At 59.6% G+C, this 23066-nt stretch carries 17 protein-coding genes; 8 read left to right on the forward strand and 9 right to left on the reverse strand.

Going from position 1 to position 23066, the window contains the following annotated elements; genetic code table 11:
- The first annotated feature begins 757 nt into the window (after window positions 1-757).
- The 4 genes from OKW43_RS20695 (at window position 758) to OKW43_RS20710 (ending at window position 4619) form a co-directional block, all read left to right on the forward strand.
- Entirely contained in the window at window positions 758-1246 is a 489-nt protein-coding gene (locus OKW43_RS20695) for an aminoacyl-tRNA deacylase (protein WP_187632763.1), read from the forward strand.
- 82 nt (window positions 1247-1328) lie between these two features.
- Window positions 1329-2066 (forward strand): BON domain-containing protein, encoded by a 738-nt coding sequence (locus OKW43_RS20700; protein WP_429449491.1) that lies wholly within the window; start codon window positions 1329-1331, stop codon window positions 2064-2066.
- 93 nt (window positions 2067-2159) lie between these two features.
- The gene (locus OKW43_RS20705; RefSeq protein WP_429449493.1) at window positions 2160-3902 is read left to right on the forward strand and encodes a tetratricopeptide repeat protein; all 1743 of its coding nucleotides are present in this window, start codon (window positions 2160-2162) and stop codon (window positions 3900-3902) included.
- A gap of 435 nt (window positions 3903-4337) precedes the next feature.
- Window positions 4338-4619 (forward strand): DUF4148 domain-containing protein, encoded by a 282-nt coding sequence (locus OKW43_RS20710; RefSeq protein ID WP_187632760.1) that lies wholly within the window; start codon window positions 4338-4340, stop codon window positions 4617-4619.
- 328 nt (window positions 4620-4947) lie between these two features.
- Here the strand turns inward: OKW43_RS20710 and OKW43_RS20715 are convergent, their stop codons facing one another.
- From OKW43_RS20715 to OKW43_RS20725, 3 genes are all read right to left on the reverse strand, one after another.
- Window positions 4948-6003, reverse strand: coding sequence for an alpha/beta hydrolase (locus tag OKW43_RS20715; RefSeq protein WP_187632759.1), 1056 nt, complete (start codon window positions 6001-6003; stop codon window positions 4948-4950).
- 486 nt (window positions 6004-6489) lie between these two features.
- A complete protein-coding gene (locus OKW43_RS20720) occupies window positions 6490-7686 on the reverse strand; it encodes a porin (protein ID WP_187632758.1) in 1197 nt (398 codons plus the stop codon).
- Between the two features lie 231 nt (window positions 7687-7917).
- Window positions 7918-13473 (reverse strand): trifunctional serine/threonine-protein kinase/ATP-binding protein/sensor histidine kinase, encoded by a 5556-nt coding sequence (locus OKW43_RS20725; protein ID WP_429449496.1) that lies wholly within the window; start codon window positions 13471-13473, stop codon window positions 7918-7920.
- Window positions 13474-13745: 272 nt separating this feature from the next.
- Here OKW43_RS20725 and OKW43_RS20730 point away from each other — a divergent pair, with 272 nt between their 5' ends.
- Together OKW43_RS20730 and OKW43_RS20735 are read left to right on the forward strand one after the other, a co-directional pair.
- A complete protein-coding gene (locus OKW43_RS20730; RefSeq protein ID WP_187632756.1) occupies window positions 13746-14432 on the forward strand; it encodes a TetR/AcrR family transcriptional regulator in 687 nt (228 codons plus the stop codon).
- Between the two features lie 198 nt (window positions 14433-14630).
- The gene (locus OKW43_RS20735; protein WP_187632755.1) at window positions 14631-15023 is read left to right on the forward strand and encodes a response regulator transcription factor; all 393 of its coding nucleotides are present in this window, start codon (window positions 14631-14633) and stop codon (window positions 15021-15023) included.
- A gap of 110 nt (window positions 15024-15133) precedes the next feature.
- Here the strand turns inward: OKW43_RS20735 and OKW43_RS20740 are convergent, their stop codons facing one another.
- Window positions 15134-15802 carry a response regulator transcription factor gene (locus tag OKW43_RS20740; RefSeq protein WP_187632941.1) on the reverse strand — a complete coding sequence of 223 codons (669 nt, stop codon included), beginning with the start codon at window positions 15800-15802 and terminating at the stop codon, window positions 15134-15136.
- Between the two features lie 351 nt (window positions 15803-16153).
- On the opposite strand from OKW43_RS20740, the gene OKW43_RS20745 reads away from it, so the two are divergent.
- Window positions 16154-16696 (forward strand): hypothetical protein, encoded by a 543-nt coding sequence (locus OKW43_RS20745; RefSeq protein ID WP_187632754.1) that lies wholly within the window; start codon window positions 16154-16156, stop codon window positions 16694-16696.
- 87 nt (window positions 16697-16783) lie between these two features.
- Here the strand turns inward: OKW43_RS20745 and OKW43_RS20750 are convergent, their stop codons facing one another.
- The 3 genes from OKW43_RS20750 to OKW43_RS20760 form a co-directional block, all read right to left on the reverse strand.
- Entirely contained in the window at window positions 16784-17911 is a 1128-nt protein-coding gene (locus OKW43_RS20750; protein WP_187632753.1) for a VIT1/CCC1 transporter family protein, read from the reverse strand.
- 23 nt (window positions 17912-17934) lie between these two features.
- Window positions 17935-18456, reverse strand: coding sequence for a DUF3331 domain-containing protein (locus OKW43_RS20755; protein ID WP_187632752.1), 522 nt, complete (start codon window positions 18454-18456; stop codon window positions 17935-17937).
- 288 nt (window positions 18457-18744) lie between these two features.
- Window positions 18745-19071, reverse strand: coding sequence for an HdeA/HdeB family chaperone (locus OKW43_RS20760; protein WP_187632751.1), 327 nt, complete (start codon window positions 19069-19071; stop codon window positions 18745-18747).
- Between the two features lie 663 nt (window positions 19072-19734).
- On the opposite strand from OKW43_RS20760, the gene OKW43_RS20765 reads away from it, so the two are divergent.
- Complete coding sequence (locus tag OKW43_RS20765; RefSeq protein WP_429449500.1) at window positions 19735-20286, forward strand: class I SAM-dependent methyltransferase; 552 nt, start codon at window positions 19735-19737, stop codon at window positions 20284-20286.
- Window positions 20287-20543: 257 nt separating this feature from the next.
- On the opposite strand, the gene cydB is transcribed toward OKW43_RS20765, so the two are convergent.
- Complete coding sequence (gene cydB, locus OKW43_RS20770; protein ID WP_187632750.1) at window positions 20544-21539, reverse strand: cytochrome d ubiquinol oxidase subunit II; 996 nt, start codon at window positions 21537-21539, stop codon at window positions 20544-20546.
- Between the two features lie 33 nt (window positions 21540-21572).
- Window positions 21573-22973, reverse strand: coding sequence for a cytochrome ubiquinol oxidase subunit I (locus OKW43_RS20775; protein WP_376776306.1), 1401 nt, complete (start codon window positions 22971-22973; stop codon window positions 21573-21575).
- Window positions 22974-23066 lie beyond the last annotated feature (93 nt).

Raw genomic sequence — 23066 nt, forward strand, 5'->3', positions numbered from 1 at the left:
GATCCTAAAGAGAACGTATCGCCAATGGTTCGATCTGCTCGCGGGCTGAACGATATGCTACTTGACGATCGGAACAATTCTGACTCTCGCGATTAGGCGCGGCCCGGAAGGGGCAACCGCAACAAGTGCACAACACAAGCCGATCCAAGATAAACAACTGATACCAGTCGGTCCGGAATAGCTATAACGGACCGCTGCTTAATGTTCGCCAATAAATGCTTCGTCGAAGCCGATCTCATCCACGTAAATAACCACTGCGCATCCTCTTCAATGGTATCGCCGAGCGAACGAGCGGGGAGGTGGAGCGGCATGCCGAATAGACCGAGTTTCGTGATACCTCGTGAGTGCGACAGTGGAAGGCACACGATATGGAGCACGGTCCTTGTCAATCGAAAAAGTCTCTAAAAATCAATCATGTGGGATGCGTTGACGTGTCGCGTGTGCTACACCGTGCGACACCATAGTCGCGAAGGAGGCTGTGTCGAGCCGCAGGCGAATGCCCAACCCGGACGCGTCTCTCGCAAGCCGCTAGTGGTTAACCATGGGGATAGGCGGTTCGGTCAACGGCTAACGAGAAGCTTTGCGAGAGCTGATAGGAGTGGGCCAAGGGACGTGAAAGCGAATCGCCGTTGCACGCCGCCACACCCGCGCAGTCGCCGCGCAGCCGACCGCAGGTCTTTCACACGCTGGCGAAAGCGACCTATCCTAAAAGAGTTCCGCTTAACAATTTCTCGTTTCCTTCCAGAGGAGGTGCGTCATGTCGATGTCTGCCACTCTCCAGGACTGCCTGCGCAGCAAAGGCTCCCAGTACGAAGTCGTGCGTCATCCGCTCAGCCATTCCAGCGTCGAAACTGCGGCAGCAGCCCATATTCCCGGCGATCGCCTCGCCAAGACCGTGCTTCTTGAAGACGAGCACGGCTATGTGGCGGCGGTGCTGCCTTCCACCTACGCAGTGCGCCTGTCGTCGCTCTGGGCACAGACCGGACGTCAACTTTGGCTGGCCAAAGAGGTCGATCTGCGAGAACTGTTCAAGGACTGCAACGTAGGCGCGTTGCCGCCGATCGGTACGGCCTATGGCATGCAAACCTATCTTGACGAGAGCCTCACCCGCCAGCCGGACGTCTATTTCGAGGCCGGCGATCATGAAGCGTTGATCCACATGGGTACGGATCAATTCCTCGATCTGATGGACCGAGCCGAGCGGGCACACTTCGCCCGGCGCATGCAGGGTGTGTCATCTTCTTGACCGGCGCCCGCCTGACGCGGCAACGCTTGCGCAGTGCGGCATAAAGGGCACTGCGTCGCTCAACCTTTGCGCGAGGCAGATCATGCAACGCAGCGATGCGGTCTTCAAGCCGGTGATGGCAGCCTTCGAGCGCGAATCACACCTGAAGCTCCACCATCATCCCATTCATATGAGTTTGGACGGCGACGCCTTGACCGTGGCAGGCGAGGTGCCGGATATCGCATCCAAGAAACGCCTTCTTCGGTTGACCCAGATACACAGTGAGGGGAGACGTGTGGTCGATCAGCTGCGTGTCACTGCCAAACCGGCGGTCGGTGATGGCGAGCTGCGCACGCGGATCTGCGAACGGCTCGCGCAGGCGGTGGAGTTCCGCCACTGCGTGATCTGCGCGCGCGTCAAGGGCCAGCTTGAAGTACTGCGCGGCACGATGGACCCGGCGGGCAACGATGGCAGCGGTGTCGTCGAAGTGACGGTCGCGGACGGCGTGGTGACCTTGACCGGGCAAGTGAGCAGCCTGTCTCACCGGCGCCTCGCGAGTGTGACTGCCTGGTGGGTCGGCGGCTGCCGCGACGTGGTGAACCTGCTGGAGCTGGTGCCCGCCGAAGCGGACGGCGACGATGAGATTTCCGATGCCTTGCACCTGGTGCTCGAAGCCGACCGGCGTGTGCGCGCTGAACAGATCACGATCAATGTGGAAAATCACCGGATCACGCTGGCAGGGTGGGTGGCGACCGAAGCCGAAAGACGGCTGGTGGAACAGGACGCCTGGTGCCTGGATGCGATCGATGGCGTCGTCAATCGCATCCACGTGCGGGCCTGACCCGACCGCCGATCCGCGTGCAGTACCTTTTTCCATTGGAAAAACCTCTGCTCTGCAGCCGGGCAGGCCGACTCGCGGCGAACGTGACGGGAAATGAGTGCGCGCAAGTTTCTGTCGGCCGTGGCGATGGCCGTATTGTCCGGAGGATACCTGGATGCGGTTGCGGCGAGTTCGTGCCCTCCGGCGTTCTCCGAGGTCGATGTCAAAGACGGCCTCAAAATACAGGCCGATTGTGGAATCCCCGTCCGGGCCCTCAATCGCATGGTTACCGAATTGAACCGTTCGGTGAAGGGCGCCGGACTCGCCGATGTGCAGATAGTCTCGCTCGCGAGAGCCGCCAACCTGATACTGGCTGCCGTACAGGCGCGTTCGGGCCGTATTGAGCACGGGACCGATAACGCGTTCGTCCACGTCGGACCGCTTATTGAACGTCTTGCCGGGCAAATCAGCGCGCGGCCCGACGCGGACCCGGTAGCCGAAGCCCGGCAATGGGGTGTGCGTTACGACGATCTGCTGCGCAGATCGTCGATCGCACGGAGTTCCGATCCTCTTGAACTGCAAATCGATGAAGCGCTCGAGCGCTTCGATCTGGACGGTGCATCGCAGCGGTTAACGAAGCTGCTTGGAGAAAGACAGGGAACCGCGCAGGTGCTCGCGGCGCGTAGTTATGAGGCTGGCGAAATCGAGCTGGTGCGCTTCACGCCGGGCAACGCACTGCCGTATCTGGAAAGGGCCTACTCGTTGCAACCGGAAAACACCGACACTGCGACTGCGTTTTCGGACACGTTGGCTGAGCAAGGCGAGTTTGAACGTGCAGAACCGATTTACCGCGCGCTGCTGTCGCGCTATCAGGCGCTTGCACAGGAGAAGCCCGCAGCCTACCAACCCCACATTGCGCGCACGCTCGAGAAGCTTGGCAACGTCTACGTTGGGCTGCAACGGCCAAAGGAAGCGGAGGCTACCTACCTGCGGGCGCTGGAGATCTATTGGCTACTCGCGAAGGAGAACCCGCAGGCCTACGGCTCCGCGGTGGCAGAATCTTTCGATAACCTCGGTGCCCTGTATCGCGATACACAGCGCCTGACGGAGGCAGCGGAGGCATATCGCGAAGCGCTGAGCATCGATCGTGCATTGGCCTCTCGCGACCCCGCGACCTACCGGCCTGAAATCGCGACAATGCTTAACGACCTCGGCATCCTGTACGACGCTACACAACGCCTGAGCGATGCGGAACAGGCTTATCGCGAGGCACTGGAGATCCAGCGGGCTCTCGCGCGCAGCAATCCCGCGGCCTATCGACCGGCGCTCGCGCGTACGCTCAACAACCTCGGGAACCTCTATAGTTCCATGCAGCGATTCCACGAAGCAAAGCATGCCTACAAGGCAGCGCTCGCGATCCGGCAGCAGCTTGCCCGCAAGAGTCCAGCACTCTATCTGCCTGACGTGGCACGCACGCTCAGCAATCTTGGCGCGCTCTATCGTGCCACGCAACGGCCGAAGGAGGCTCAGCAGGCTTATCAGGAAGCCTTGCAAATCTATCGTTCGCTCGTGCGGGACACCCCCGCTGTCTACGAGCAAGACGAAGCGCGGACGCTGAACAATCTAGGTGTCCTGTTCACTCATAGTGGGCGTCCGCGCGAGGCGGAAGACGCCTACCGGAGTGCGCTGGACCTTTACCGGACTCTGTCGCGAGATGACCCCGTGACCTACCGACGGGATGAAGCACGGACACTCGGCAACCTCAGTGCGCTCCTCAGCCAGACCCGGCGACCCCGCGAGGCCGAAGAGACCCGGCGTGAAGCAGCTCGTCTTCTCGACACGACAGAAGCGCCGTAAAACATAGATGCGATTGTGCAGATGCCTAAAGAATCAGGCTGCGCTGACAAAATTTTCACGTGCTGATGATCCGGGTACCGGGTGTTCGGAGCCAGCGGGAGTGGTATAAGGGCGGCGCAGCGCGAGCCGGTCAATCCACATGACGGGTTCCTGAAATGAGGCCATGAGGGCACGGCGTTCCTGCGCTGTCAGAGCGCGTGACGCGGGCTTCTCGACTCAGGAGTGTGATGGTAGAGCCCTTACGGGCTGCGGTCGGCTAGATTGCCGTTCCGTTACCTGGGCGTTGATGCGAACGTGCGGTGATGTGACGTTTCACGAGGCAATGCCTGGATAACAAAAAGGTAATCTGCGGGTCAGTGCTCCGACAGGTGAAATGACGAGAATGGGAAGCGTGGTTCAGGCCACTCACTTCTTGCCACTACCCGGAGAGACATCATGAAACTGCTTACCGCGATTGCCGTTGCTGCACTTAGCTTGCCGTTCGGCGCAAACGCTTTTGCTCAAACCACGTCGTCGGGATTGACACGCGCTGAGGTCATTGCGCAGTTGCAGCAGGCACAGGCCGAAGGGCTGGTGCCGACGTCCAAAAGCGACTATCCGCCGACGGCCGCAGAGATCGCGCGCAATCGGGAGATCTATGCGATCCAGCATGGCACACACGGTACTGCTGCAATTCACACGGCGGGCATGCCGGCGGCGCACCCGGTGTCGGAATAAAGTTGAGACTGAGGTCGCCGGGTGCGAGCCTTCTTGATGCGCGAAAACCTCATGTGACCTCTTACGGCTGCTTCGGCAATTGCCTCTGCGTCACTAAAGTCGTTCTTGTTCGATTTGCGAAATGGTGCGGCAAACTGCGCCGGGGCGAGCCGTACTTCGTGACCGAGCATTTGCGCTTTGGTCACCAGAAACTGCGTCCCGGCGCATGATTCCATCGCGATCAGTCAGTGCTCCTGCTGCACGACATAATCCAGAAGTGCCTCGCGGTAATCATCACGGCGGCAGTAGTAACGAGAGAAATGACGACAGCCCTGTAGAAGAAGCCTGGTCAATGACCGAGGTGCCTGTTGAAGAACTCGGTAATTTCACCAAACGCTTCTTTTGTCTCGGGTATGCGGTCATCCATTTGGTACTGCGCGTGCGACATGCCGTCAAAGACCTCGAGTTGTGCATCGATACCCGCCTCCCGAAGCTTCCGATGCACACGAATGGTGTTGCTGAGCAGCAGGTCCCGGGTTCCCGTGGTCAGGATAGCCGGCGGAAAACCGTGCATGTCTCCATAGACAGGTGAGAGCAGTGGGTCTTTGAGATCATGGCCGTGCGCATAGACTACGGCCGCGGCATCGCAGAATCCATCGCGTGACACCAGGACGTTGTCGACCTTTTCATTGGTGTAGAACGAATCGCCAGTCTTCGTGAGGTCCGACATTGGCGTACCTGGCGCGATCGCGCCGGGCATTTGCAGGCCTTCCTGTTTCGCGCGCAGCATCAGCTCCAGCACCAAAGCACCACCCGCCGAGGTCCCAAAAACGCCCACGTTCTTCGCATCGTTCGCCCGCAGTACCGCCTTGTAGACCGTCTCGACATCGTCAAGCGCAGCGGGGAAGTAACCCTCAGGCGGCATCCGATAGTCAACAGAAATCACCTTGTAATGCCCCAGGCCCGCCATGATGACGGCTTCGTTCGTGCCCGCCTCGCCCGGGTAAAGCTCATAGCAGCCGCCATGAATGTGAATTAGCACCTTGTCGTGGTGATCGGGCGGAATAACATCGGGCGTCACGACGTACACCCTCACACCGTTGATTGTATTGGGCTGCACCGTCACACCGAGGCGTTCGCGCATGGCCGGTTGGGTTTGCATGACCTTGGCAGCCTGCGCGTTGGCTGCCACTCTCCATTGCTCGCCCGTGGTCCACAACACATTCCATGCTGGGTTATAGGGCGCCGCGATGAGCTTTTGCAATTCGGGGCTAACATCTGCCGGCATTGGCAGGATCTTTGCGGGCACCCGCCGCTGGGCAAGCGCGTCGTCTCCGGCGAGGGCAACGCCCGAAACACCTACGAATGCAGCGCACGCGAGTACAAACAACTTGGTGAATTTCATGGATGACTTCCGTTTGCTTGCTTAAAGCGCGAGTTCATAAACGATCTCGAATGGTTTCAGGGCGCGAATCCGTCCGAACTCCTGATCGTCACCGACGCTCATGGTGTGATCTTTTTGTGCTCGATGCCGCGTGGAAATATCACACCATCAAGCCGCTTTCGTCAGCGTTGTGTTCGGCTCGGCGCGATCGGCACGGTCACCCCCAAAAAAAGCCCGCCAGAATGGGCGGGCCAACTGTTTCTCGGAGAACGCTTGTCGGTGACAGGGACTACCGGCAACGTTATCAAGCCTCTCGCGCTCGAATAACGCAGTTGATGTAGCTTGTCTCCCCTTCAATACTCGGCTCTCTCCCGGGAAGCGAATGTTCCGCTCCCACGAATCGAGCCCCAACGATACAAATATCAGTCATCGCCGGTTGAGAAACATGCCTGCCTGCCGCACGCGAATTGCCGCAAGCCCGGCGTTCCTCAACCGTTCGATCAGGACTTAGAAGCGGGTGCGCAGACCAGCGCCCACGACCACCTGGTTCTTCGTTGCCGCAATCCCGCCGACATAGGAGCTTGCGCCTTCAAATGCAGTCAAGCTCGAATTACCCGGTGCCGCCGAGTTCAGACCGCCGCTCAGGTGTGACCAGTTGGCGACTGCGTACACGTCCGTGCGGTTCGACAGGGCGTAATCCGACAACAGGCTGAGTTGGTTCCACTTCGGCGATGCCGCGTTCCCAGTGTTGTCGAACTTGCCATCGGTGAAAGTGTAAGCTGCGCCCAAGGTCAATGCCGGGGTCAGGCTGTAATGCGCGTTCACTTCATAGTTCGTGAAATGAACATAAGCGGCGTTTGCAACCGTCAACGTACCGCCGCCGGGGAAAGCGGTTGCGTTGTTCAGCTTGGTGTCCGTGATCACAAAACCAACTTTGGCCGGGCCGAACGTGTAGTTCAAGCCGCCGCCGAAGGTACGCTGACGCCCTGCGGTGAAGTTCTGGTCACCGGTGCCGCTGCCGTTGGCGCTGTTATCAACTGCGCCACTGTTGTTGAGGCTGCTGATGTTGTTGTTAATCTGCGTGTAACCCAACGTCGCAAGAATCGGCCCGTTGTTGTACATGGCACCAAAACTGTACGCACGGTTGTTCGCGAAGCCGCCGGCCTGGTTCGAGAGGCCATACAAGGCGCCGACGGTCAGGCCATAGTAATTCGGGCTCTGGTATTTCACCGCGTTGTTGACGCGGAACGTTCCGAGCATGTTGTCGTTGTCCATCACGTGCGCGAAGGTATTGCCACCTGCGCCGTTGAAGTTTTCCATCGATACATGGCTGACCCAGTCGTACATGAATTCGTTCTGACGACCCATGGTCAGGGTGCCGAACTGGTTGCTCGACAGGCCGACATAGGCGCTTCGGCCGAATTCGCGGCCACCCTGGCCAAGCTTGCCGTTGCTCAGCGTGAAGCCGTTTTCCAGCACGAACAGTGCCTTCAGGCCACCACCCAGATCTTCGGCGCCTCTCAGGCCCCAACGATTGCTTTGCATCATGGCGTCGGTCAACTTCACATTGCTGTGACCGCCGGTGTTGTTGCTATAACTAATGCCTTCATCCAGCAGGCCGTACAGGGTCACGCTGCTTTGCGCATGCGCTGCGGTCGTGCCGAGAGCTGCAAGCAGCGCGGCAGACAATACTTTGTACTTCATCAAGACTCTCCATAACTGAGTACTCCTCGCAAACAGGCAGCGTTTACGGGAGACGAAAGTCTAGCCTTGTATACATAGTGAATTTTTTGAAATATGGACAACGTGTGTTTTATACAAATATGTCAAGCATGTAATTTTCACGTCACGGAGCTAACACCAGGAGTGGTGTCTGTACGGCTTGATAAGTAGCGATCTTCACGCGGCGAATTTTGATGAGGGGGGTGATCGTCCTTAACCGGCTCGCCGTCCCTGAACGCAATGCCTTTCAGCAACCGCTTGAACTTTTTGGTGAGCGCGCACCGTGAATTGAAAGATCGCGCCGCGAGGCTCGTTTGCGTTCGCCCACAATCGTCCGCCGTGTGCCTCGACGATCGAACGGCAGATCGACAGCCCCATACCCAAACCGGTGGGCTTCGTTGTATAGAACGAGGCGAAAACATGCTCGGGAGTGCTGTCCGGGGCAAAGCCCGGCCCCGAATCGCGCACGGTCACAAGTACGCAGTCAGCGTCGGCGTTTCCCGTGCTGATCAGCACTTCCCGCGCCCCATCGCTGACGTCGCTCATGGCCTCGATTGCGTTGATGACCAGGTTCAGGAGGACCTGTTGCAATTCGACACGGTCTCCCTCAATGAAGGGCAGGCCGTCTGCAAGTTGCACCTGCACCGAGGCGCCGTGCTTCACGGTTTCGCCACGGGTGAGCTCGATCACCTCGCGGATCGCCTTGTTGATATCCACCGTTTCCTTGCGTGGTGGCGCCTTCCTGATGAGTTGACGGATCCGGCCGATCACGTCCCCCGCCCGATTACCGTCATTGACGATACGGCGGAGCGCCTGCCGCACCTCCTCGATGTCAGGCGGCTGGGCGTCCAGCCAGCGCAGCGCAGCTGCGGCGTTGGTGACCGTCGCGGCGATCGGCTGGTTGACCTCATGCGCAATTGAGGACGCGAGCTGGCCCATGGTGGCTACGCGGTTCGCATGCGCCAGTTCCATCTGCACTTCACGATAGCGCCGCTCGCTCTCGCGGACTTTTCCTTCCGCCTGCTTAAGCTCGGTCAGATCGAGCACGAAAGCGACACCCGCGCTCCCGCCTTCCTCGAAGACCGCTGCCCCGGTCAGCACAGTCACACGCCTGCCATCCTTACGGAAATACTCCTTCTCGAACGGTTTGTGGGTCCCCGTATTCTTGAGTTCGGACAGGGCATGTGCGGTGCGCTCGCGTGATTCCGGAGTTGTCAGCTCCGTCCACCGCACGCGACCCGCGACGAGATCTTCACGGTCGTATCCCACGATTCGTAGAAACGCGTCATTGGCCTCGAGAATTGCACCTTCATTGTTTCGGATCACGATCCCGATGATGTTGGCGTCGACCAAACGCCGGATCTGAGCCTCGCGCTCCGCGAGGCCGCGGTATAAGCGGGCATTCTCCAGCGCGATCGCCGCCTGCGAGGCGAGCAGCTTCAACACGGCGATGCGGGCCGGTGCGAAGACGTGGGTCATCAGATTGTTTTCGAGGTAAAGCGCGCCGGTTAGCCTGGCCTGATTCATCAGCGGCAGGCAGAGAATCGAACGGGCACGATGCTGATGGACGTAGGGGTCCGTCGCAAACGGGGGCTGGGCCGCGGCATCGTTGAGAATGACGCTCTCCCGGGTGCGTAGCACATGGTAGAGGACCGACTCCGGCAGCACCGCCGCAGTCACCGGCTTCTCGCGCAGCTGCACCTGGGTCGTGTCGCCGCCGGTCGTCGCTTCTGCTGCTATCCGTTGTTCGCCGCCGTCTGGAAGAATCAACAGACCCCGCTCGGCACCGGCCTGTTCAATCGCCGTGCGCATGAGCGTATCGATCAGCTTGTCGAGGACGATGTCACCCGAGACGGCCTGCGATACCTTGATCACAGTCGTCAGATCGAGATGTTCGACCGGCGCGCCGATTGTGCTCGTCAGACGGGGCGCGGGCTCTTCCACGCCAAGGTGCGGATACTGTTCCTCAAGTTGCCGCGCCTTCCCGTTGGCTCCCCAACGCAGGTAGCAGGAGTGAGCCTGCCGCAAATACAGGCGCCGAAACTGTTCGAAGCCGCGCGCGGCGTAAAAGCGCGCGGCCACTTCGTACGCGATCGCCTCGTTCTGGACGAAGCCATTGTCGCGCGCCGCACGGATCGCCTGTTCGTAGAGGCGCATCGCGTCGACATCGCGGCCTTCAAGGCGAGCGATCTCGGCACCTACCAGCGCCGCGCGGTCCTCGAAATTCTCCGGACAGTTGTCCGCCCAAGCCCGGAGCTGGTGATGGTGCGCAACGACAACGTCCAGCTGCTGCTGTCGCGCGCCGGCCGGTTCGCGCTCGCAACAGGCGGCATGGGCCAGCGCACAGTAAAAGCGATGATCCGCGGCTGTGAACAGCAATCGCAAGATGCCCGGATGCACCTGTTCCGCTCTGGATGCCGCCTGGATGGCAGCGGCAAAGTTGCCAGCATGGAAGTGGGCCTGCAGCTTTCGGGTATGGTAAAGGCAATCGATCCACGCGAACTGCGGGTCACTAGCCAGACGCGTTTCGATCTGGACTTCGTCGAACTGTTCGTCATTGAAAGAGCCGAATGTCGACGTCAAGCCGCGCAGCATCCGGACCAGCCCCAGGTACGATGCGATGAGCTCGACGTGGTGCCCCAATTGCATCTTTTGTGCAAATGCGAGACCGCCCTCGGCTTCGCGTTGGACCTCGATGAGAGGCGTGCCCGCTGCGAGAAGATTGTCGATCAGGTAGAGACCCCTGTACCACCCCATAAACAGCAGATCGCCGCTCCGGTTCGCGATCTCGAACCCACGGCGCAGCAGATCGCGTGCAGTCCCGACCTGCCTTGCGAATGGAATCAGGTGACTTCCCGCTGCCATATAGGTCCGGGCCTGAAAGCGCGTGAATCCGCGTCGCTCTGCCAGTTCGCAGCCGAGTTGCCCCAAGCGATAGGCCGACTCGTGGTCGCCGAAGTGCGCGCTGGCGACGCAGCCAAACCATGCGTAGGTCGCGCACGATGCGTCGCTGTTGCCCCGCTCCAGGCTGAGATTGACCGCCCAGCACATGGCGAGGGGATAGAGGTTCTTTTCCGTATGGAATGCAGGCGACACGAGCTTGGTCAGGACCTCCATCGTCGCCAGAGATGCTGGATCGGCCATCAACGGCAGTTCGATCAGATCCTCGATGCTGCGGCGCCCGAGCTGGGACCAGAATCGCTGGTATTCGCGTCGCACGTCCTCCTCTGTCGGCTGCGGCGACCAGTCGACCCCCAAATGCCGGAGATAGTCGAGGCCAACGGCAACGGCGCGGCCGCTCTGACCAAGCGCCGTGTAGAGGTCCAGAAGCAGGCAGGCGACCGACGCACGCTCGATGGTCGTTGCAGCCCGAGGCGAAAGCGCGTTCAACCGGTCTTCTGCGACTGTCCGGGCACCGCTGAGGAACTCGCATTCGGCCCGGTTCAGCTCCAGCGCAAGGTTCAACTCGTGCCGGCGCTCCCAGCTATCCGTCGCCAACAGCGCCGCACCGGCATTGAGATAGGTGAGCGCCGAGGCATAGGCGGTGGCCGCCTTGGCGCGCCTGCCCGCGGTCAGATTGAGCTCGGCGAGCTGGTCCCGCTCCTCTTGTTCGGTGATCAGCGCGGCGCCGCGGTTGAGCTGATTGACGATCTCGAAGATCGCCTCCTCCCGTTTCTCGGGGGGCGTCTGCGTCAACAGCAGCCTTCCGATCCGGAGATGGACTTCAGCCCGCAACGTTTGCGGGATCAGTGAATAGGCGGCCTCCTGCACCCGGTCGTGGATAAATCTGTAAGAGCCTTCCAGACGCTCGACCAGTTCCTGCTGCACCGCCGGCCATAGCGCCGCGTTGACCTGCATCTTCGAGGCGCCGAGAACGATTGAAAGCATCGCGCTCGCGGCCACGTTGCCAAGGCAGGCGAGCTGTTGCAACGCCTGCTGCGCTCCGACCGGCAGGCGGGTCAACCTGCCGGCCATGAGGTCCACCACATTCTCGGTATAACCCTTGGCGTGGATGCGATCGAAATCCCAGCACCAGCACGCCGCGTCATAGTCGAAGGTGAGTAGCGCCTCTTCGGCAAGCAAGTAAAGAAACTGAATCACGAAGAACGGATTGCCGGCGGTCTTCTCATGCACCAGCTGCGCGAGCGCCGCCGCATGCTTCGACTTGCAGTGAAGGGCATCCGCAATCAACTTCTCTATGTGCTGATGGGTGAGCGGTGCGAGCCTGATTTCCCCGATCGTGGCGCCTGTGTTCCTGATAGCCCGAAGTTTGACCATTAGCGGATGCGTGGCATCGATTTCGTTGTCCCGGTAAGCGCCGATCAGCATCAGGTATCGCAGTTCCGAGCGGGTCAGCAGATCCTCGAGCAGATCAAGCGTCGCCGCATCGAGCCACTGCAGATCATCGAGAAACAGCGCGAGTGGATGTTCCGGCCGGGCAAACACGCCGATGAAGCGCTGGAACACGAGCTGGAATCGGCTTTGCGCCTGCTGCGGGTCGAGCTCCGGGACCGCGATCGGCTCACCGATGATGAGCTTCAGTTCGGGGATGAGATCGGTCATGAGCCGTGCATTCGGGCCCAGCGCCTCCAGAAACGCGCCGCGCCAGCTCGCCAGTTCGGTGTCGCTTTTGCCGAGAAGCGGCCTCACCAGACTTTGAAAAGCCTGCACCAGCGTCGAATAAGGAATGTCGCGTTTGTACTGGTCGAACTTGCCGGAGGCGAAGAGCCCCCGCGGCGGCACCAGCACTTTGTGCAGTTCATTGACGACCGAGGATTTGCCGATGCCGGAATAGCCGGAGACCAGCACCAGTTCGGGCGCGCCGCGTTTGACGACCCGATCGAACGCGGCAACCATGGTGTCGATCTCGCGCTCCCGTCCGTACAGCTTCTCGGGAATCAGCAGCCGGTCGGGGGTGTCGTGTTCGCCCAGCGGGAAGTCGTCGAGCTGGCCATCGCGCTCCCAACTGGTGAGGCAGCGTCGCAGATCCCGCTCGACGCCGACCGCGGTCTGATAGCGCTCCTCGGCGGTCTTGGCGAGCAGCTTCATGACGATCCGGCAAAGCGCAGCGGGGACCGTCTCCAACCGCTCGCCAGGCGGCACCGGCTTTCTGGCGATATGGCAGTGCACCCATTCCATGGGGTCGGCGGCCGTAAACGGCAGCGCGCCGGTGAGCATCTGATAGAGCGTGACGCCGAGCGAATAGAGGTCGCTGCGCGAATCGATCGAGCGGTTCATCCGGCCGGTCTGCTCGGGCGCCATGTAGGCGAGGGTGCCGGCGATGGTCTCGGGCGGCTCGGGCGCCCGCCGTTCGCGCGGCAGCCGCGAGGCGATGCCGAATCCCGTGAGCCGCACCTGTCCGTCCGCGCCGTTCACCAGGATATGGGCGGGCTTGAGATCCTTGTGGACAAGGCCGCGCTGGTGCAGTTTGCCCAGCGCCGCGGCGATGCCGACGGTGAGGCGCAACGCGCTGCCCGCATCCATGGGCGCGCCGAGCAGCCGCCCGAGCGGCTCACCGCCAGGATCGTCGAGCACCAGTAGCGTGCGGCCCTCTTCGCGAACCAGTTCCAATGGCCGCACCGCCCACGCGCCATCGAGTTCGTCTTTCAGTGCGAATTCATGAGCGAGACGATCGAGGCTCGCCGGCGGCGCAGGTTCGGCGGCGGGCCGCACCATCAGCACATAGTCGCCGCCGACATCGCCCGGGCGCCGCCCCCGACAGAAGACACGCTCGCCATCGTCCCACAAGATCTGGAGTCGGTTACTCATCGGCGCCGGAACCATGTATAGGAGGGTTACTTATCTGCCGCACTCTGCCGCGAGGCCGCCTGTCCCGCTAACTTCGTTAAATTGCTGCATAGGGTAAGCACTCCGTTGCCGCCACGACGGCCAAGCCACGGAAGGGAAAAGGACGAATACCCCTGTTTCGGCGGCCTCACCCATACTTCAATATGTACATTATAGTCAAAATGACTTTATTGTCCAAATGTTCGGTGTCCCTTAGAATCGGGGAACGATCTGTTAAGTGGTTCGCGGAGACGATGAAGAGTTCAGGCGAAAAGACAGGAATGGCGCCGGCACAATTGGCCAGGCGAGCGGAGATTGGACGCGAGCGTCGTGCCCGTACGCGGGCTTTGCTAATCGAGGCCGGCATCAGGGTTCTCGCTGAAAAGGGCCCGGATAACGCGAGCATCGACGACTTCATGGCGAAGGCGGGGCTCGCGAAGGGCACCTTTTATAACCACTTTCAAACGCGCGAGGACATGTTGACGGCGGTCGCGACAGACCTGGCTGAGGAGCTCAATCTGCATATTGTCGAATTGACGGCCGCAATGCCCGATCCCGCGCAACGAATGGCATGCGCCGTTCGCTACTTCGTTCAGCGGGCAGCAGACGATGCAATCTGGGGATGGGTGATCCTGCGCATCGGCCTCGGAGCCGGTCCTCTCGGGGACAGCATGGCGCGGGAATTGACCCGCGACGTTCGGGAGGGCGTAAAGTCGAAGCGGTTCTTGATCGATGCCGAACGGGTAGGCGCCGACGTCATACTGGGCTCGGGCTTGATGGGCATCCGGTCAGTATTGCTGGGGAAGACGGGTCCTAAGCATGCGTCTGCGCTCGCGGCTTCCATTCTAAGAGCGCTGGGTGTGCCCGCAAGCGAGGCGGCGAAAATTGCGGCCATGAAGTTGCCCGCTCTCGATCCTTCAAAGTTACGTCGCCTTTCATAAAGGCAACCTGCGTATTGAGTTTCTGCCACCAGCGGCTTTTAGATGGTGGGGATGGCACCCGAGCCGGGGCGCTCGTGCTCATACATTCGTATGATTTTCGTCCACCGGTTTGTGCTCTACGCTTGGTCCACTAGCGCATAGGGGCGGAGCCTGCATGTCCGTGCTCCGTCCGTTGCGCCCCATTCCCCGAGGGTAGAGGTGAGCCAGTTACGTGTCCCCCGGATTGCTTCCATTGTCGACGACGACGAGGCCGTCCGCCTTGCCACCGCGAGCCTGATTCGTTCGTTAGGCTGGAACACGCGCGTCTTCGCGTCGGCTGAGGAGTTTTTGGCGTCCGCGAGCATCGCAGAAACGGCATGTCTGATTTCCGACGTGATCATGTCGGGCATGTCCGGCGTCGATCTGCACGATCGCCTGCTGGAACTCGGGTGCGCTCCGCCCACCATCCTGATGACAGCCTTTCCGACCGCTGTTCTGCAGGCGAAAATCCAGGCAAAAATCGAGGCGAACAGTGTGCTGGCGTTCCTTGAGAAGCCCGTCGATACCGCCGCCCTGGCACACTGCCTGACTCTCGCGTCCGGCGGCTCATAGCGTGTCAAGCGCTCGGGAGTGCACGAAGCAGCGAGTTGGATCCTTCAAATGAGAACGTACCGAGCAGAAGCGGGGCGGACCGCGCGCACACCGTCACGGAAGGATCAAGATCACTTCAGGTGATGCGGCTCGATCCCGAGGGCTTGCGCCTTTCGCACGAGATCTGCTACGGAACGCGCCGCCATTTTTTTCATTGCCTGTCCGCGATGGATCTTCACGGTGATTTCGCTAAGATTCATCTCCGAGGCGATCTGCTTGTTCATCAGGCCGGCCACCACGAATCCCATTACCTCTCGCTCCCGCGATGTCAACGAGCCGTAGCAGGCCCGAAGCGCCGCGATGGATTGTTCGGCAGCGCGGCGCGCCGCATCGCGCGTCAACGCATTCGAGACTGCGTCCAGCATGTCCTGATCGCGAAAGGGCTTCGAAAAAAAGTCGAGCGCTCCCGCTTTCATGGCCTTGACGGACATTGCCACGTCGCCATGGCCTGTCATGAACAGAATCGGCATTTGCAGGCCGCTCTTCGCCACTTCTTCCTGAAAGGTGAGGCCGCTTTCGCCGCGCAACCTGACGTCGAGAATCAGGCAACTGGGCGCGTCGTACTTCTCGAAGGCGAGAAACTCGTGCGACGATCCGAAAGTCTCGACGCGTAGCCCGACTGACCGAAGCAGGGCGCCCAGCGCGAGCCGAACGGCCTCGTCATCGTCGACCACATAAACCACAGATGGCTTGCTGCCGCCGGCGCTGCGGGTCGACGTCGAATGCGGCTCCAAAATCATCCCTTCCCCTTCCGAATCGACAAAGTGCGCGGTGACGTTGGACATCGCGTGCCTGGAAGCGCGCCGAGCGAAGACATGAACCACTTTCGGTAAATCGGCGCGTCCTGGAACGCACGGTACCGCACTCCGTCGTATTTGGCGAGCTATACGCAGGTATGAGTTCGCAACGTCTATGCGGCAGCGGCGCCAACCGTTCATAGGATGGGTTTGCCAGTCAGGCGCGCGTATCTTCATTGCACGACGCAGGCGTTCGTACGGCGCGGGTACGTCGCTCTCATTGACTGGCGGGCGAATCAGTTGAGCCAGGCATGCGTCCATTTTTCACCGGCATCGCCAACAGGAGAAGGCCTCGTGGATATGAAAGAGATAGCACGCGCTAGCGACGTCGTGGATCGCAACAGGTTCTTTGCAGAATATTTGCCGATTCAGACGGAAGCGGACGCGTCACATTTGCCGCCCGGCCGGACCGTAACAGCGCTGACTTTCGCGATCTGTGGATGGTCGTTGATTGAAGCGCCGTTCGAGTGCGGCGCATCGAGCGGCGATACCTGGCTGTTGGAGCTTGTCGTGGCGAAACTGATCATCATCGCCGTGGGCGTTGCGGCCATTGCGGACGTTCGTTTCGCCCGCGGAATTTTCGCCTTTATTTGCGGCACGAGCGTATTGGCCATCGCACCCGGACTCCCGTTCGAGTTCAAGCACTCCGTCGCGATTTCGCTGTTGTCTCTGATCGAATGCACCGGCAAGACTGCTTTCGTTATCGTGTTCTGCACTTGGGCCGATGCGCGAACGCAAGCTATCCGTGTCATGTCGTCCTCGATGCGCGGTATTGGCAGGCGCATGGAAACAACCTCGCGACTCGCAGGGCTAATGGGATGGAACCTCGACGAATGAAGGCACTCGAGGGTCCGATCTGCCGGGCATCGATGCCGGATACCGGTTGGGCAGGTGCATCGACGCCGGCTCGACCGCCGTTCAGGTTCAGGAAATCGAGACACCAAGCAAGTGGCCGGCACCGAACGTAAATCCTGCGGCCAGAAGACCGATGACCACCTGACGGAGACACGAAAAAAGGGCGCTACGTCCGTTAAAAAGTGACGTGAATACGCCGATGGAAGCCAAAGCCAAAGTGCTTAGCACGATGCACTGAACGATTGCGCTGAAGCCGTGAGTCCACAAGAACGGCATCGTTGGAAAGATCGCCCCCACCGAGAAAAGACCGAAGGACACCCCCGCTGCCGACCACGGATTTCCGCCTAGATCCGCCGGGTCCAGACCTAGCTCCTCACGTGTCAATGTATCAAGCGCATTATCTTTGTCACGCATCATTTGTGATGCGACACGCTTTGCCTCATCCGCATCGAGACCTTTAGCGCGGTAAATGAGCACGAGCTCGTGCTCTTCCGCCTCAGGGGTGGTCTCGAGTTCCTCGGCCTCCCTGGCAATCTGGTTGCTAGCCAGTTCACGCGCGTTGGTCACGGACAGCCATTCACCAAGCGCCATCGAGCACGCTCCGGCGATCAACCCGGCCAGCCCCGTAAAGAGGATCGTCCTATTGCCGGTTCCCGCACCAGCCATGCCCATAATGAGGCAGAAATTGGAAACCAGTCCGTCGTTCGCACCCAGTACGGCGGCGCGCAGATCGTTGCCTGACGATACGCCCTTGTGCCAGGGTTCTGCCGCTGCGATGCGTGCCCCTTGTGACATTTTCGGGTCGCCACCGCTGGCGAGCTGCTGAACGACGGCCGCGTGGCGATGTTCGTCGGCCGACATGCTGCCAGCGTCTGGCTGGCCCTGGTACTTGTCGCGATCCGCATACTCGGCAGCAGCTAATGTGGGCAGCACGAAACCTGCGCCAATCAGCCGTACGAGCGCTTTCATCAGGCGCGTTTTTACAGCAAGACCGGTCCCGTGATACCTGTCGCCATTGACCTTCAACTTGTCGGCCCAAACCTGTGCGTGCTCACGCTCCGATTTTGCCAGCTCGCCGTAGATCTCTTTTCGCGCATGGTTGTCCTCAACCTTCGCCAAGGCTTCGTACAACTCAGCGCTATGAAGTTCGTCGGATAGGTTCGCGCGATATCGTTTCAATTCGTGTATTGATGCCATGACATGTCCTTGAGCTCTGGCGGTCACTCGCGCGACGGCCGCCGGGGCGCGAGTTGAGGGGAATCGATGTAGACGGCGAGGATCATCGCGGATGCATTCAACGGCCTGCGGCGGCCTCGACCCGGTCGATAGATCGCATCGCTGCTTTGTATCGGCAAGCCACTCAGCGCGCAGACTCCCACCCGCCTCGCAACCATTTTTTGCCACGTCTGATATCCATAATTGCAGCTGGTCGGGTCGCGCCATGACAGGACCACCGATACGGCGCTCGGCCGATCGAGAATCTCGATCGTGGCATTGAGCCCGTAACCGATCTCCAGAGCAGGGGCGCGGGAGGGACGCGGACTGCACCGCGCGGGCTGCGCGGTCTCGTCACGATCGCCACTGCAAGCACCGAGCGAACAGGTAATGTGCAGCCAGCGCGACGCGTATTCGTTCGCCGGCGTGGCGACGTACCGCGAGCCAGACAAAGACGGATTACGGCCGCGTGCGAGTACTGACGGAGCAGCATCGGGGGGCGACGATACATACGTGTGTTTGCTCATTGCATTCTCCGTCGGACTGGAAAAAGCGGCAAAAAATCGGCGACACCAGTACCCGCTTCGCTGTCGCCGGGAAGATGCACGCTGTCTCGGAAGGGCTTCAGCGCCGGGTGGATGTGGACTGACCCGATTGACTGTTACTGAAACACCGCGCGGTCCATGGAATCAAGATAGGCGGACGACCTCAAAAAAAACGTTCTACGAACGGTTGGCACGGTCCTCCGCGAGCGGTAGGGATCTCATACATTTGTATAGAGGACGATCTGTATGGGATCGATAGTGCGCATCCGGTTAGTGGTGGTCGTAAAGATTGAACTTCCCCGACCTGGCCAGCTGCTTTATCTTGCCCATGAATGATGCTTTCGGCGTTTTCTTGCATTCTTCAACGACTAAGGCGACAGGACGTGCGGTGTCCACCACGAGCTCATCCGTTTCTTTCACACCGAGCCGGTCGACGCCGGCGGCCCAAAAAACCAATGCGGGCTTGAAATTGTCGTCCAGCGCCACGAAGTCTTCGCATTTCATTCGGCCTGGTTGCACTTTCGTGGGTGATTCCGCAAGCGCGATGGGTGACAGGCCTAAGCCCATCATGAACGCTCCAATCAGGATTATTTTCATAGTGTCTTTCTTCAGAGTCGAGTGATAAGGAAGGGAAAACGGGTGAGCAAGGAGAACGGCGTCTGTTGCAGACGTCGTGCAAATGCATCACCGCGAAATCAGATTAGACGTGCAAGACGAACAAGACAATTCCACGAACGGCAGAGATTGCCCCTTGCTTATGAACGACTGCCTTGTACCTGCGTATGACGGGTTGATGGTAACTACTTGCGGGAGGCCTGCTAAGGCAGAGCCTTCCCGTCACCACATCGATGATATACACACGGATAAGAGCACTATGCTCACGAAGGACTGTCGCAACCGTTCGTACAATGGTCTTCGTGGTTCTAACGGCCTATTCTGATTTCGTCGACCTGGTGTTATCACAATGATCCCCGCCGGTTCCATGCGCCTCAAGTGGGCAAATGGAACCACCTTTCGAGCCGGCTCCGGCCGGCTCTCTTTTTCCCCGCGAAGTCGGTGAGTGGCGGCAAGGATCTGCCGACGGCGCATCGACAAGGGCGCGCTCGCAGTGTTTTCGCGTCGTGGTTGCGGACGTCTCGGTGCCGAGCGTGATAGCGACCGCCCGAGGTCTACCTCGTCCGTTGCCGTCCAATGTGGCTGGCGGCGCACAATGATGGATTGGCGCGATGGCTATACGCTCCTTTACCCTTTTCGACTAACGTGAAAGCTAAATTTCTCAGGCATTGGTTGCAGGATCCTATGTCTGTCGGCGCTATTGCACCGTCTTCCCGATATCTCGCCGCTGCCATGGCTGAAGGGGCGGAGGCTTTTGACGCAATTGTCGAAGTGGGCGGGGGAACAGGCGCCATTACCCAGGCACTCGCGAATCGTAATCCAGAGGCGCGTCTGGTTGTATTCGAACTGTCGGAGCAACTCGCTGACGGCCTGCATGCGCGGTTTCCTCATGCTCAGGTGGTCGCCGGCGCATTCCACGAAAATGTCTCCGTGCTGCACGACCTTCCTCCGAAGACGGTAGTCGTGTCGGGCTTGCCCTTCAGGTCATTGCCGGCCAGGATTGTGCGCCCAACGGTGGACGCGCTGGCTGATGTTTTGCGTGCGGACCAGGCGCGCCGCCTCGTCCAGTTCTCATACCGGCTGCGCGCTCCATTTGCGGCGCCTGCGGATTTTGTCTGGCGCAGGGTTTGCACTGTCTGGCGAAACGCCCCGCCCGCCAACGTGTGGGAACTCCATGGCAAACCGGTTTCAGCCTGATTCGATACTGAGGGGCAACAGTTCAAGTTTCGGCGAACGCCTCGGCGCGCATCGTGGTCGCGGCGGAACTCTCTGCAACGCGACGTCCGTCTATTAGTGCATCGCGGCTGCGACAAGAAGACGGAATGGGAGCGCGGTCAGCATGGCAGCGGCAAACCCTACGCACCACAGAATGACAAACCACATCATTCGGGTTCCGTATAGACGGCTCCAATGTTCAGTTTTTTCTGGCATCACATTCTCCGTTTATAAGATCATTAGTCATGCGTGCCGCGGTGAACTTTGCCGCGGAATACCCAGTAGCCAGCGGTCGTGTAAGCCAGAATGATGGGAATGATGATCACCGCACCGATCAGCGTAAAGGTCAGGCTTGAATGAGGTGCCGCGCCTTCCCAGAGCGTCATCGAGTTCGGGATGGCGAACGGCCAGATGCTCACAAGCAAGCCGATGTAACCGAGAAGAACCAGAAGCAGTGCGAGTATGAATGGAGCGCTGTCTCGGCGCTGCACGACTGCCTTGAACATCAACACGGCGACGATCGCGACCAGAACCGGTACCGGATGAAGACGGATCCGGAAGCTCGAATCAAACCATCGCGATGCAACCTGCGAATCCGCAAGCGGCGTCCATACAGTTACAGCGACGATGAAGACGAGGAGTACGAGAGTCAGTGGCCATACAAGTCTGTGCATACGGCGTTGAAGATCACCTTCGGTTTTGAGTACGAGAAAGGTGGCGCCAAGCAGTGCATAGGTCGCCATCAGGCCCATACCGGTAAAGAAGCTGAATGGTGTCACCCAGAAGAACGGGTCGCCGGAGAATACGCCATTCGATACGGGAATTCCGTGCAGATAGGACCCTAAGATCGTGCCTTGGAAGAACGTCGCACCGGCCGAGCCGCCTATGAACGCGAGGTTCCACAAATTCCTCGTCCGATTTGCCTTTTCCCGGATTTCGAATGACACGCCACGAAAGATCAGGCAAACGAGCATAAAAACGATCGGCAGATACAGAGCCGAGAGAGCAACCGAGTAGACGGTTGGGAATGCTGCAAACAAGGCCGCACCGCCGAGGACGAGCCAGGTTTCATTGCCATCCCACACAGGCGCGATCGAGTGCATCATCAGATCGCGCTCGGCGTCGAGGGGGAAAAATGGAAAGATGAGGCCTATCCCTAGATCGAAGCCATCAAGGGCCACATAGATGAACAGACCAAGGGCAATGATCGCCGCCCAAATCACCGTGACGTCCATTTGATGCTCCTATATGTTCGGAACGGCGGACAGTTAGTCTGCCGCTGCTGCGAGGGGGCGACGACCGCTCAGTTCTTCATCGAGGCCACGGTGTGGCGTATGCGACCTGGAGTCGGGGAACGGCGGCCCGAGTCGGATGAGCTTCAGGATGTAATAGATTCCGGTCCCGAACACGAGGCTGTACACCGTGACGAAGATCAGTAGTGAGACTCCTGCTTCCTGGGGGGTAATGGGAGAGACTGCCTGCGACGTGCGGAAATATCCATAGACCACCCACGGTTGACGACCGACCTCTGTCGTAATCCAGCCGGCTATCAGGGCGATGAAGCCAGACGGTCCCATAATGACCATCAGCCTTTGGAACCATCGATTTTCATAAAGGCGCCCACCGCGTCGCAAGAGCACGCCTAGAAGCGCTGTCAGTATCATCAGCATGCCGAGCCCGGCCATGATGCGGAAGCTCCAGAAGATGATCGAGGAGTTCGGCCGGTCTTCCTTTGGGAAATCCTTCATTCCACGGATCACGCCGTTCCAGCTATGCGTGAGAATAAGACTCCCCAGATGCGGAATCTTGACGGCGTACCGGGTTTCTTCGGCGTTCATGTCGGGAAAGCCAACGAGGTTCAACGCGGTACCGCCTTGCTCCGTTTCCCACAAACCTTCAATCGCAGCGATCTTGACAGGCTGGTACTTGCGAGTGTTCAAACCGTGTTGGTCGCCCACAAGGGCTTGTATAGGGGTGAAGATCATAAGCAACCATAGCGCCATGGAGAACGAAGATTTGATGGCGGGGTCGCGCCTTCCTCGTAGCAGATGAAATGCGCCGGTTGCTGCAACGAGAAATGCAGCGGCAATGAATGCCGCTATACCCATGTGCGCCAGTCGATAGGGAAAGGATGGATTGAAGATGATCTGAAACCAGTCTTGAGGGACAACGTGGCCATTCTCAACGGTAATCCCTTGCGGGGTCTGCATCCAGCTGTTTGAAGCCAGAATCCAGAAGGTAGAGGTCAGTGTGCCGACTGCCAGCATCAGTGTCGCGAAGAAATGGGGACCCTTTCCGACTTTCTCCCATCCGAACAATGCGATGCCCAGGAATCCTGCCTCAAGGAAAAAGGCAGTCATGACTTCATAGGTCAACAAGGGTCCGGTAACAGGGCCTGCGAACTTGGAAAAGCCCGCCCAGTTGGTTCCAAATTCGTACGCCATCACGACGCCGGAGACAACGCCCATGCCAAATCCAACTGCGAAAATCCTCGACCAGTACTGGCATAGATCTTTGTAATGCTGCTTACCGGTTCTCAGCCAGGCGAACTCGAGCACAGCGAGGAAGCCTGCAAGGCCGATGCTGAGCGCTGGAAAGATGATGTGAAAGGAGACAGTGAAAGCGAATTGCAGTCTGGAAAGGTCCAACGCACTCGGGTTCATACACATCGCCTCGCAAGGAACGCGCCGTCGTCGCTGTGACGGGGCTGGTGACTGGAGAATGGACTAGGTCTCAGCAGGCAGTCCGATGATTTGCCGCCA

Origin of the sequence: Paraburkholderia sp. WC7.3g (genome assembly GCF_050436345.1) — a bacterium.
GTDB classification, from domain to species: Bacteria; Pseudomonadota; Gammaproteobacteria; order Burkholderiales; family Burkholderiaceae; genus Paraburkholderia; species Paraburkholderia podalyriae.